We start from the raw sequence: 13763 nt of genomic DNA on the forward strand, positions 1-13763 counted from the left end.
TCGTCCATGCGACACGCGCTGTCAAACTGACCAACGCCGCCACACGTTGAATTTGATCGCCGCGAAAATCTACACATTACCAATTCAGTTCTGGTAATATGAAATACGCGATCCCCAGCCACGTCCTGCTCGACGTATCTCTCCCCACCTCCCGCCCCGATTCGGTCCGATGCAACAATCCTTGTTTGTTCTCGCCTGCATCGTTCTGACGGCTGCCACTGCCGTTGCTCAAACAGACGACCGGCAACAACGCCGAGAACGATTCTTCGAAGCCCGTGTGCGTCCTTTGTTGATCGCGAAGTGCTATGAATGCCACAGTGATGTCAAACAAGAATCCGGACTCCGACTCGACTCACGCATGGGGGTTCTTCGCGGTGGCGACAGTGGACCGGCGGCAATCGCGCGAGACACGGCCGAAAGCCTGATCATGCAGGCGGTTCTGTACGAAGGTTTGGAAATGCCACCGGAGGCACCGCTCGAAGAAGACGAGATCGACGTTTTCAAAAAGTGGATCATGATGGGACTGCCATGGCCCGAGGAAGCCGCACCGGCCGCGGCGGCATTGGGAGACCAAGTCGCGATCAACAAAATCGCAAAGAACCACTGGGCTTTCCAACCGATTCGCCAGCCACCCGTTCCAGACCTCGCATCGCAAGGCGCCACGGCACCGGCGAACGACGCACCGGTTGGTTGCAGAATCAACAATCCGGTTGATGCGTTCATCAACTCGCAATTGATCGAACACGAGCTGCCCGCTTCGAAGCCGGCCGACCGCCGAACGCTCATCCGCAGGGCGACGATGGACGTGATCGGCCTGCCGCCCACGCCTCGGGAAGTCAGCGATTTCATTCAGGATGACTCCTCGGATTCGGCCGCGTTCGCGAAAGTCATCGATCGGCTGCTCGCCTCGGAACACTACGGCGAACGTTGGGGACGTTATTGGCTCGACCTGGCTCGGTACGCCGACACCCAAGATTGGCAGGCCCAAGCGGACGTGCGGTACCCGTTCGCGTACACCTTTCGCGACTACGTCATCGACTCCCTCAACGCAGACAAACCGTACGACCGATTTATCACGGAACAAATTGCCGCCGACTCTCTCGGTTTGCCAGACGATGCACCGGAACTCGCGGCGTTGGGATTCATCACCGTGGGACCGCGGTTCCGTAACAACCGCATCGAACGAGCCGCGGATCAGATCGATGTGGTGACTCGAGGTTTGATGGGGCTGACTGTCGCCTGTGCCCGATGCCACGATCACAAATACGACCCGATTCCGATCGAAGACTATTACTCGTTGTACGGGGTGATGGCGAGCTGCGAGATTCCCGATGAGTTTCCCGAAATCAGCAGCCTCAGCGTGGACGAAGATCTGAGCAAGGATTTCCAACGCCAATTGAACCGCGCCCAATCAGCAATGTCGAAGTACCGTCGTGACCTGCGTTCCCAAGCGATCGCGAAACTGAAACAAAATTGTGAGCCATACTTCCTCGGCTACTACGACATGCACGTGGGCAGCCAAATGCAAATCCGGGCCGTTGTCAGCAAACGGAAAGTCGAGCACTCCGCGATGACACCGCTCGCAGCCGACTTGCTGAAATTGACACGGCAAAAACGTCTCTCCAACGATCCGGTCTGGGGACCGTGGGTCGCCGCGTTTTCCAAATCGGAATCGGACTACGCGAGCAGTCATGGAGACTTGATCGCGAAGTGGAAAGCCGACACCAAACTCAATCCGGTTCTGCAGAAAGCGATCGTTACCGCATCCCCAAAGACACTGCTGGATCTGCTGCTGGTCTATGCCAGCGAATTCCAACAAGTCATGGATGCATGGCGGACAGCCAGCAAACAGAATCCCGATGCGGCGAGGTTGTCGGATGACTCTCAGGAACAGATTCGCCTCGCGTTGTTGGGCAATGACGGCCTGTTCATGCTCGACGAACAAGCGGTCGTGAACGGTTCGCGGTTACTCGGCTCGGGCCGCAGGAAACTGGGAGATCTTGAAAAAGCGATCGGGGAGGTCTACGCGACTCACCCCGGCGCTCCCCCCAAAGCGATGGTGATTGAAGACAAACCCACCCCCGTGAATCCCTACGTGATGCTTCGTGGGGAACCCGCCCGACGCGGTGACCGCGTCCCTCGGAGGTTCGTTTCGATTATGGCCGGCGAAGACGCCGAACCGTTCGCCGACGGCAGCGGTCGTGCGGGTCTTGCCGCCGCAATCACCTCGGCGGACAACCCACTCACGCCACGTGTGATCGTCAACCGAGTGTGGAGCAAATACTTCGACAACGGGTTGGTCGAATCGGCGGATGACTTCGGACTGCGATCACCGCCGCCATCGCATCCGGAGTTGCTGGATTGGTTGGCATCAGAATTCATTCAGCACGATTGGTCACTGAAATGGCTGCACCGCACAATCCTTTCATCGGCCGCCTATCAACGCGGCAGCGATCGAAATGAGATCGCTCGCGAGCGAGATCCGGAAAACGTCTTCCTCAGTCACCAAAACCGAAAACGTCTCGACTTCGAAGCGATGCGTGACGCAATGTTGGCCGTCAGCGAAACGCTCGACCCCAACGTCGGAGGCCGCAGCGTGAAGTTGTCGGAGACGCCCTACCCAACGCGTCGCACCGTTTACGCCTACGTCGATCGCGTTGAACTCGACCCGATGTTACGTGCCTTTGATTTCGCAACGCCGACAACCTCGACAGCGGAACGGTCCGTCACGACCGTGCCACAGCAATCACTCTTTGTCATGAACCATCCTTTCGTGGTGCAATGCGCGAAAGAACTCGCGAAACTCGCTCGCCCGTCCGGCAACGAAGATCACGCCACGGGCATCAATGCCATCTACCAACGCGTGCTCTCGCGCGACGCCACGCCGACGGAACGAAAACTCGTCACGCGTTTTCTGTCTGTCGCCGAAACCACCAACGAAGAGGATCTCGCCGTTTGGCAATACGGCATCGGCAGCTTCGATGGAACCGAACACGACTTTGAGCCGCTCGAACAATGGACCGGCCAACAGTACCAATTCAGCGACACGTTCCCCGACGCGAACGTCGGTTACGTTCGTCTGACGTCGCGTGGCGGGAACACACCCCGGGGGGCCAATCGTGCCGTCATTCGTCGTTGGGTGTCCCCAATTGAAGGGACGGTTTCCATCACTGGGATTTTGAAACATGAACGGGACAAAGGCGATGGCGTCATCGCAAAAATCGCCAGCGACACGATCGAACCCACCCCCTCTTGGACGGCCCTGAACAGCCAATGCGAAACCCGGGTCGAGAACGTGAACGTCCGCGTCGGAACCACGATCGACTTCGTCATCGGTGCCGGAAAGAACGCGTCAAACGACATTTTTCTCTGGTCCCCGGAAATCCGGGCCATCGACGCAGCAAACATGACGACGGTGTGGAACGCATCGGCTGGCTTTTCACCACCACCGGTTCCGCATCTCGACGGATGGGAACAACTCGCGCAAGCGTTGATGTTGACGAACGAATTCTTCTACTTGGATTGATCGACGATGCATCCTGATCGTAAACCTCACCAACTCTCTCGCCGGTCGCTTCTCCAAAATTCGGGGATGGGATTGGGCATGCTGGCCGCCTCGAGTCTGCTCGCCGAAGAAACGTCGAGCGGCAGTGGTTCGCTCGCACCGCGGCAGCCTCATCATGCGGCGCGGGCCAAACGGGTGATTCACGTGTTCGCCAACGGCGGCCCGTCACAGATCGACACGTTCGATCCCAAGCCGATGCTACAAAAAATGCAAGGCAAAACGCTGTCGAAGAAACTCGAGAAGGATCGACGTCTCGGCGGTGTTGCCCATGGATCGCCGTTCAAGTTCAAACAACACGGTCAATCGGGCATCGAGATTAGCGAACTGTTTCCTAAGTTGGCTCAGCACGCCGACGACCTGTGTGTGATCCGGTCGATGGTTACCGATGTACCCAACCATGAACCGGCGTTGTTGATGATGAACTGCGGCGACATTGTCCGTCCGCGTCCCGCGGTGGGTTCGTGGGCGTTATATGGATTAGGCACCGAAAATCAAAGCCTGCCGGGCTTCGTCGCAATGTGCCCCAAGGGTCTCCCGACGGCGGCGACCGCAAATTGGCGCAGTGCGTTCCTGCCCGGCATTTATCAAGGCACCTACGTCGACTCGCAGTACAACGATCCCGACCTGTTGGTGGCGAACATTCAGAACGAATACTTACTCGCGAAACAACAGCGACAACAAATCGGACTGGTTCAGAAACTCAACGCGTTGCACTTGGCCGATCGCCCGGGAGACCACGCACTTGAATCGCGAATCCAATCGCTCGAACTCGCCTTTCGGATGCAAGACGAAGCCTCCGACGCGTTCGACATCACCCGCGAACCCGCCCACATTCTCGAAGCGTATGGCGACGGACAACAAGGCCGACAACTCTTGATCGCACGACGATTGGTCGAGCGTGGCGTGCGATACGTTCAGGTTTACCACGGTGCCGGACAACCCTGGGATTCGCACGCAAACTTAGATGTCGGCCATCGTCGACTCGCCGCTGAATGCGACGGTCCGCTCGCGGCGTTACTGAGCGATCTGAAACAGCGAGGCATGCTCGAAGACACGCTCGTCATTTGGGGCGGCGAGATGGGACGCACTCCCACCGTCCAATTGCCGCTCGGCCCGAAACCGGGACGAGACCATCACGACGACGGATTCACAATCTGGATGGCAGGCGGCGGCGTCAAATCAGGACACGTTCACGGGGTCACCGACGAAGTCGGGCTCACCACCGTAGAAGATCGCATGCACGTTCATGACTTACACGCGACAATCCTTCATCTCCTCGGTTTCGACCACACGAAGCTGACGTACCGTTACAGTGGCCGCGACATGCGGCTCACCGACATTCACGGACACATTGTCGACGGAATCCTCGCGTAGGAACCGAAGACGAAGACATTAGCCTTCGAGTTCAGCCAGATCTGTCGTGCCGGCCATCGCCCGCAGTTTGTCCATCGCACGTCGTTCGAGTTGACGGACTCGCTCTTTTGAAACACCCAACCGATCGGCCAGAGACTGCAGCGTGTGAACGCGGCGGTGCGACCCGAGCGAGAAGCGGGCTCGGATGATGAACTTCTCGCGACGATCGAGGTCGCCGAGCATCACGCTCAACCGACTTCGCAATTCGTGCCAGCGTTTTTCGCTGATCGCCGACTCGCGATCTTCCTCACCGATATCGATGTCCATATCCTGCAATCCTCCCATCACCTTCTGACGTTCTTGTTGCCGCATCACAACGGTGCGATACGCATTCCGACGAACGACCTGGGTCGCGTAAGTGCTGAACCGGAATCCACGATCGAAGTCAAACTTCTCGACGCCGCGGATCAGTGCCACGATCCCGTCGCTGAGCAACTCGTCGAAACTGTTATTCGGATTCACGAACTTCTTCACGATCGAGAACACCAACCGCAAGTTGGCTTCCACGATCCGGTCGCGGTGCCAATCGGCCAAGGCGACATAGAGTTCAATCAATTCCAAACGATGCCGCGAAGGACGATCGGGGTTCAGAACACTGCGGTGAATCGCGGCTTGCTGCAGGAGATAGTTCATTCTCTCGAACAACATCCGTTCTTGCTCTGGCTTGAGCAGCGGTGCCTCGCACAGGCGTCCCAAGTGGATCGGCAAATCAACGCCGCTACGGCGGATCGCCGCGATCCCCAACGCCGTCTGACGTTCGGCGAGTCCCAGTTCGGCGGAGAAGATCCGTTTGCCTTCGCGGGCCGAACTAAAACGTTCATTGCCGATGAAGTCGATTTCTTGACGCAAACGTTGCTTGGTCAATGATCGCAACTCGGCGGCGGCGGCGTGTTCAAGGCTTCGGACCTGATCGCGGGTTTCGGCGATCGGCACCTTCAACTCGTCGCACTGCACCCATGCGGGCAACCGAGCGGCAACCGACGACGCCGTGACTCCGTCGAATTTCGGGGCGGAAGCGACGGCCTTTCGAGACTTGGACCTAGTGGAGGAACTCATTTTCTTTACCTGAATCTGCTCGATAAGACGGGAATTCGGACGGACGCGGGGGAACCGTGCCTCTCACACCACAACCAATGAACGTTTTCAAATCAAAAAACGTTCACCTCAATCAGGTATATCCGTGGGAAGGACGCGAGGCAAGCGGAAGGCTGAAAAAAATTGAAAAGATCGATCGATTCAACGATTAGTTCTGGCTGGAATTGAAAGTGCGATCCGATTTGACGATGATGTATACTCATACATAACGATCAAAAAACGCCCAAAACGTTCACGGCACGGGTACACCTGATGTAAATGGTCGTTTTTCCTTCGGACCCGTCGTTTACTTTCGCCGAAAACTGAAAATTGGCTGCAGAACAACCTCTCTTTTCGCCGAAACAAGTCGCTTGCGCCCTGAGCGTCAGCGAGTCGTCCGTCAAGCGCTGGTGCGATTGCGGTGCCATTCCCAGTGAGAAAACGGCTGGCGGACACCGAAAAATCACCCTCGAGGCGTTACAGAGCTTTCTGGCGAAATCCAATCGGAACATTTCCTGCCCCGAAACATTGGGTTTGCCGAAGATGCCGCCGACGCGAGTCGTTTGCGTCGAGGGAAAAAATTCTCCGAGAAATCAGACATTTCGTGATGCTCTCGCCCGTGGCGAGCACGACGTCTGCCGCAGGCTTCTGCATGAAATGATCAATGAAGGTGCAACACGCAGCCAAGCGGCGGAGTGCTTGATCGCCGACGCGATGCACGGCGTCGGGCACGCCTGGCAGTGCGACCAGATCGACGTTTATCAAGAACGCCGGGCCTGTGACATGGCGCTGAGGCTGATTTTCGACCTCAGCAGTTCATTGCCGCCGGTCCCTGACGACGCGCCTCTGGCGATCGGTGGCTCGCCACAATGCGATCCCTACCAATTGCCGACCGCGTTGGTGGAACTGACATTGAGGGAAGCTGGTTGGAGAGCGACCAGCCTGGGCAATCAACTGCCACTGGAGAGCTTCATACAGGCGACCGCAGATTGCCAGCCGCAGTTAGTATGGCTGAGTGTTTCCTCGATCGACGACGAGGACACTTTTGTTGCCAACCAGAACCGGATGGCTGCGTCGCTCGCCGAGGACGTCGTGCTGTTGGTCGGCGGAAGAGCGTTAACGGATTCGATCCGCCCGCGCCTCCGCTTCACCGCCCACTGCGACTCGCTCCGGCAACTCGCAGATTTGGCGGAGATCCTGCTGATCAAATGCGAGCACTCGCGCAGCCAATTGTGCCAAGAACGCGCAGTTCACACCGCCGCAACAACCCATCAGAAATAAAACCAACAACCGACAACCTGCAACCTCTTCCCCCCACCTACCTCGCCATCTCACGCGGGCCGCGATCCTTCGCATCAGCCACCGCCGGCTGCACCGACGTATTTCTGCCTGCGGGTTGCCCGCGACGGGCGACCGTCACGATCGTGTCCGCAAACGCCTTGCGAATCGGCGGTTCGACTTGTGGCAACCGGTCCGCAATGTCCAGCATCGCCGACGGGTTGTGACTGCTCGACTGGCTCACCTGCGCGATGAAGTGGGCCGTCTGCATGAAATTACTGTCGGCGGATCGTCCGATGATCGGACTGAGCGTTCGGGCGATCAGATCGACCCCGAGACTTTCGAGCTGCACGAAACAGTCGAGCGTGCCCGAGACAGTCGTTTGTCCGTTGGAGCCTTGGGCATACGACGAATGCAACACGAACACGCCTTTACCGCGGATCGGTGCGGGCGTCATTTTTCCGTCGTAGGATCCGTCGACGACGAAAATATGCTGTGACGCGTCGCCATAGACGAGATCGACTTTGCATACCGTTCCGACACCATCGGCGGCTTCGATTTGATACGGGCCGAGCCGACGGCTTTGCACTTTCGTGATGTCCATCAAATCCCACAACCCGACCAACACATCCGGATTCCGTGTCAGGAACAGGAACATGTCCTTGTCGCACGTAATCGCTTGGCTGGGCAGTTGCCGAAACAGCGTCGGGTTTTCGGCAATGCTGAGAATTTGCGTCCGCGCAGCGGGAGTCAAACGATCGAGCGGTAACGCATCCAAGATCGATTTGCGGTGGGCGGCCGAACCGACGCGCGGTTCGTTATCCGCGTTACCGCCCCATCCTGGTACGGTGGGAAAACGCCGAGCCGGCGTGCTCTGAGCCTGCAGATTTCCCGCCAGGGTCACCCAGATTGAACATCCGACGACGAGCGTCAAGATGATTCGCGGCGTAAAGCGCGTGCATGAATTGTCCATCATGGGTGTGGATATCACCAGCACCGCCCCCTCACTTGCATTGATATTGCGTTCACCTGACGATGCCACCGCGACTCGTTCCACCAAGGTCGCGACAGACCGGCACCGTTCGCGGTTCTTTCACACCGGACCGCAGGGATGCACTCTCTGGTTTCGGTTATGCCGGTGGTAGGACGTGAGGAAACCGTGCCGGAGAGACCGAAAAACCATCGGCCCCTTCGCGATCGCGGGAATCTGGCCGATACTGGGCCGCCGACTCGAATGAATCTCAATCAAATTTCGAATTTACCTGCTTTTTCCCAAAAACCGGAGCACTCCTTCCGATGGCCAAGAAAACAATCGACCAGACCGAAGTCCAAGGCAAAACTGTCCTGATGCGGGTCGATTTCAACGTCCCGCTCGACGAGCAAAACGCAATCACCGATGACCGTCGTATCCGCATGGCCCTGCCCAGCATCCGAAGCGTGATCGATCGCGGCGGCAAGCTGATTCTGATGAGCCACCTGGGACGCCCCACCGGCGGCGAAGGCGACGAGAAATTCTCACTCAGCCCCGCTGCCACCCGTCTGGGCGAACTGCTCGGCAGCACCGTTCATTTCGCGAGCGACACCGTCGGCGACGACGCGAAAGCCAAAGCCGCGGCACTCGGTGCAGGCGAAGTCCTCGTGCTCGAAAACCTGCGATTCAACGCGGGCGAGAAAAAGGGCGATGCCGAATTCGCAGGCAAACTCGCCGCGATGGCCGACGTCTATTGCAACGACGCCTTCGGCACCTGTCACCGCAAAGACGCATCGATGGTCGCCGTCCCCGAAGCGATGGCGGGCAAACCGCGAGTCGTCGGGCACCTCGTCGCCAAAGAAATCGCCTACCTCTCCGACGCCATCAGCACTCCAGCACGCCCCTTCGTCGCGATCCTCGGCGGTGCCAAAGTCAGCGACAAGATCAACGTGATCAACAACCTGCTCGGCATCTGTGACTCGATCCTGATCGGCGGAGCGATGGCCTACACGTTCTCGTTGGCTCAAGGCGGCAAGGTCGGCAACAGCCTGGTCGAAAAAGACAAAGTCGACCTCGCCAAGGAACTCCTCGCGAAGAGCGACGGCAAACTGCACCTGCCATCGGACACGCACTGCGGTGACGACTTCGGCAACATCGCGGGATGCAACAAAGCCGTGGTCAAAGCCGGCGAAATTCCTGACGGCATGGAAGGTCTCGACATCGGACCGGAAACCGCCAAGACATACAGCGACATCATCAAGAGCGCCAAAACCGTCGTATGGAACGGACCCATGGGCGTGTTCGAAAAACCACCAATGGACGCCGGCACCAAAGCGGTCGCCCAAGCCGTCGCGGACTCCGACGCGACCAGCATCATTGGCGGTGGTGACAGCGCCGCGGCAGTCGAACAACTCGGCTTCGCGGAACAAGTCAGCCATGTCAGCACCGGTGGTGGTGCGTCGCTCGCAATGCTCGAAGGTCAAGCCTTCGCAGCGGTCGACTTGCTCGACGAAGCCTAGCCGACACCGCATCGGCTCCCTCAGTCGACCTCGATAAACATTCACCCCATTCAGGCGTTCACGCTCGGATGGGGTTTCTTCGTATGCACTTTGCCCACGCGTCGGATCCCAGACCTCTCGTCCGAAGATGATCGAGCCCAGGACACCCGCCGCAACACCCGCCGCACCACATCGCTCCCGACAAACCAGCCTACTCGCGGCACGCCGCCCCCCGCCCACGACACTCAGTCCGGGTCCTCTTCTGCAACGGCTTCTCTCTCCGCTGCCCGCTGCGGTTTTCAAATCACGTCAAAGTATTGTGGTTTTGAATCGATGACCGTCGATTCGCGGCTCAATGGCATTTTAGCGTGTACAATTTGTCGCAGTGCGGTAGTAGTCACAGTGCGGTAGCAGCAGAAATGTCACTCACTGACCTGCCGTCACGCTCATTCAACAAATGAGCCCCGCCTCACGCAACACTCGGCTCCCAGCGTACCGCCGGGATCCGGTTCCCCCGCCTCACCTACTGCTCTGTCAATGTTTTCAAGAACAAAGTGCACCCGTTGGCTGATGTCCGCGGTCGCTCTATCGATGACATGCGCATTGCCCTGCAGCGCTGACGAAGCCGTCGATTTCAATCGCGACATCCGCCCACTGCTCTCCGGCAATTGTTTGATATGCCACGGTCCCGATGAAGAGGAACGCGCCGCCGGCTTGCGACTCGATACCGAAGAAGGCTCGCAAGAGGATCTCGGCGGGTACGCTGCCGTTGTCCCGGGTGCCCCGGAAGACAGTGAACTGCTCGAACGACTCACGACCGACGACGAAGACCTGCGGATGCCGCCCGAAGGCAAAGGAAAAGTGTTCTCGCCCGAGCAAGTCGAACTCGTTCGTCGTTGGATCGAACAAGGTGGCAGCTACGCCAAACATTGGTCCTACGTCAAACCGGAACGTCCCGAACTTCCTGCGGTCGACAACAGCTCGTGGCCGATCAACGCGGTCGACCGATTCATTTTGGCACGTCTCGAATCGGAAGGGCTGGAACCTTCTCCCTGTGCCGACCGACTCACGTTGGCCCGCCGCGTTTCCTTGGACCTGACCGGTTTGCCGCCGACGTGGGAAGAGGCCAATGCGTTCGCGAACGATCCACGCCCGGACGCCTACGAACGTTTCGTTGATCGATTGCTCGACTCACCGTCGTTTGGCGAACGGTGGGCACGCGTTTGGTTAGATCTGGCGAGGTACGCTGACTCATCCGGTTACGCGGATGACCCGCCACGCACCATTTGGGCCTATCGCGACTACGTCATCCGGTCACTCAACGCGAACAAACCATTTGATCAATTCACGATCGAACAAATCGCGGGCGACCTGATCGATAACGCGACTCCCGATCAACTCATCGCGACCGCGTTTCATCGCAACACGATGACCAACAACGAAGGCGGCACCAACGATGAAGAGTTCCGCAACGTTGCGGTTGTCGATCGCGTGAATACCACGATGGCGGTTTGGATGGGAACGACCATGGCGTGCGCGCAGTGCCATACCCACAAATACGATCCGATCACTCACGATGAGTACTTTCAGTTCTTCGCATTTTTCAACAACACCGAAGACGCCGATCGCAAAGACGAACGCCCAGTAATCGATATCTGGTCAGACCAACAACGCGAAACCAAACAACAACTGCAACAACGGATCGCAGCGCTGCAATCAACACTCGATCGAACCACACCGGAAATCATGGCGGCACACGACCAGTGGCTCGCTGGACTTCGCGAACCGCCGCGATGGGAATGGATTCGCCCGATCTCCGCGACCGCCTCCGAAACGCCACTCAACGTCGACAAAAATGGTTGGATCGATCTGCAAACACAGCAAACATCAGACGTTGAGTGTCGCATCGATTTCCCACAATCCGATCGCATCACTGGACTAAGCCTGCGAGTCCAATCCGATCAGAAAATCATGATTGCTGCCGATTTGGTTACGGCGTCCTGGAAACCTCATAACGCGGCACCAATCGACGCCCGATATGTTCGTATCGAATTGCCGGGCAAAGACAAATTCCTATACGTCGCGGAAGTCGAGGTGTTTGCCGGTGGAGTCAACGTTGCAACCGAAGGCAAAGCAACGCAGAGCTCGACCACACGCGACGGTAACGCAGGCGATGCGATCGACGGAAACACCAACGGCGACTTCAAGGCAGGCTCCGTCACGCATACCGACAGCGGAAATTCGCCGTGGCTCGAAATCGACCTTGGTTCAATCAAACCGGTCGACTCGGTCAGCGTCTGGAACCGCACCGACGGCGGAAAACCAATCACCAATCGACTCAACGGGTTTCGGATCGTTCTACTCGACGAAGATCGAACGGAGATCTGGAAACACTCTCCGGAACAAAGTCCGTCACCCAGCGCGGTTTACTCAACCGATGATTCCGTGAACTTGGATTTGACGCCGATCGACATTGGCCCTTCCGAAGACAACGCATCCATTAACCACGTCTTCTCGCTGTCGTCGCCAATGGATCTGTCCAACGGTTTGCTGACCATTCACGTCGACGGTGTCTCGGCCGACGTTGATCGATTTCAGTTGTCAGTGACATCGGACGACAAACTCACGCGATGGGCACAGTTGCCCGCACACATTCGCAGTTTGATTCGCTCGCCTCAGTCTCTCGACCACGATCAACGTGAGAAGCTCGCAAAATACTATCGCAACGTCACGCCTTTACTCGCCGAAGAACGCGTTGCGTTAGAAGAACTCAAAACGACGCTTTCCGGAATGAAACCGGAAACCACCGTTCCCGTGATGAGGCAACTTCCCGAAACGAAACACCGAAAATCGCACGTGCATTTACGAGGCAGCTATCTCAGCCCCGGCAATGAAGTGAACGAGGGCGTGCCGGCCGCGTTTCATCCACTGACCTCACCGGCCACTGACTCAGATTCGTTCAATCCAGACAACTCGCATCCAGACGGATCCAAGCCCGACCGGATGACGCTGGCCCGGTGGCTCATCGACGAAGAGAATCCGCTGACCGCTCGCGTGATCGCCAATCGCCACTGGGAACAAATTTTCGGCATCGGCCTCGTCGAAACCAGTGAAGAGTTTGGTTCGCAAGGCGAGTTGCCGTCGCACCCCAAACTGCTCGACTACCTCGCCGTTGAACTGCGCGACGGCGGATGGGATCTAAAACAACTGCTGCGTCTCCTGGTGACCTCGGCAACCTACCGTCAAAGCTCGGCGGCCGACCCGGAGTTGTTGCAGATCGATCCCGCCAACCGTTTGTGCGCACGCGGGCCTCGATTCCGCGCGTCCGCGGAAGAGGTGCGTGACAACGCGTTATTTGTCAGTGGACTGCTGAGCGACAAGATGTTCGGTCCGCCCGTCCGACCGGTCCAACCCGACCTGGGATTGAAAGCCGCTTTCGGATCGGCCACCGACTGGAAAACGAGCGAGGGTGAGGATCGCTACCGCCGCGGCATCTACACGATGTGGCGACGATCGAGCCCCTATCCATCGATGGCACAATTCGATGCCCCCAATCGCGAGGTCTGCACCGTTCGTCGAATCCGCACCAACACGCCTCTGCAAGCGCTCGTCACGCTAAACGATCCCGTCTACATCGAAGCCGCTCAGGCTCTCGCCCGCCGCGTTGTCGCGACCTCACCGGCGATCCCCGAACGCATCGAATTCCTGTTCCACCAAACGTTGCTCCGCGACGCAAGTGAATCCGAAGCCGACCGGTTAACGCAACTAGCCGATGAGCTAACCACTTACTACCTCGATCACTCCGACGACGCAGTCAAGATGGCAACCGCCCCGTTGGGACCGTTGCCCGACAACGAGTCCAACGGCAACACCAATGCTGTAGCCGAAATGGCGACGTGGACCGTGCTCTGCAACGTCGTTCTGAATCTCGATGAAATGTTGATGAAACGATAAAGGCGAACCC

Annotated in this window: 7 protein-coding genes; 5 read left to right on the plus strand and 2 right to left on the minus strand. The window is 57.9% G+C overall.

Translation table 11 applies throughout. From position 1 onward, the window contains the following. The first annotated feature begins 169 nt into the window (after window positions 1-169). Window positions 170-3526, plus strand: a complete 3357-nt coding sequence (locus tag FHS27_RS02350; RefSeq protein ID WP_184301292.1) for a PSD1 and planctomycete cytochrome C domain-containing protein — start codon at window positions 170-172, stop codon at window positions 3524-3526. 66 nt (window positions 3527-3592) lie between these two features. Then, window positions 3593-4939, plus strand: coding sequence for a DUF1501 domain-containing protein (locus FHS27_RS02355; RefSeq protein ID WP_184302323.1), 1347 nt, complete (start codon window positions 3593-3595; stop codon window positions 4937-4939). Between the two features lie 18 nt (window positions 4940-4957). Here the strand turns inward: FHS27_RS02355 and FHS27_RS02360 are convergent, their stop codons facing one another. Beyond that, the gene (locus FHS27_RS02360; RefSeq protein ID WP_184301294.1) at window positions 4958-6034 is read right to left on the minus strand and encodes a sigma-70 family RNA polymerase sigma factor; all 1077 of its coding nucleotides are present in this window, start codon (window positions 6032-6034) and stop codon (window positions 4958-4960) included. 561 nt (window positions 6035-6595) lie between these two features. Here FHS27_RS02360 and FHS27_RS02365 point away from each other — a divergent pair. Further along, window positions 6596-7333 (plus strand): cobalamin B12-binding domain-containing protein, encoded by a 738-nt coding sequence (locus FHS27_RS02365; protein WP_246419024.1) that lies wholly within the window; start codon window positions 6596-6598, stop codon window positions 7331-7333. A 37-nt stretch (window positions 7334-7370) separates the two neighbouring features. Here FHS27_RS02365 and FHS27_RS02370 read toward each other — a convergent pair whose 3' ends face one another. Continuing rightward, a complete protein-coding gene (locus tag FHS27_RS02370) occupies window positions 7371-8306 on the minus strand; it encodes a hypothetical protein (protein WP_246419025.1) in 936 nt (311 codons plus the stop codon). 320 nt (window positions 8307-8626) lie between these two features. Here FHS27_RS02370 and FHS27_RS02375 point away from each other — a divergent pair, with 320 nt between their 5' ends. Both FHS27_RS02375 and FHS27_RS02380 read left to right on the plus strand, forming a co-directional pair. Beyond that, window positions 8627-9820 (plus strand): phosphoglycerate kinase, encoded by a 1194-nt coding sequence (locus tag FHS27_RS02375; RefSeq protein WP_184301300.1) that lies wholly within the window; start codon window positions 8627-8629, stop codon window positions 9818-9820. A 570-nt stretch (window positions 9821-10390) separates the two neighbouring features. Then, a complete protein-coding gene (locus tag FHS27_RS02380) occupies window positions 10391-13753 on the plus strand; it encodes a DUF1553 domain-containing protein (protein WP_246419026.1) in 3363 nt (1120 codons plus the stop codon). The last annotated feature ends 10 nt before the right edge of the window (window positions 13754-13763 follow it).

Source organism: Aporhodopirellula rubra, from assembly GCF_014192335.1.
Classification (GTDB): Bacteria; Planctomycetota; Planctomycetia; order Pirellulales; family Pirellulaceae; genus Rhodopirellula; species Rhodopirellula rubra.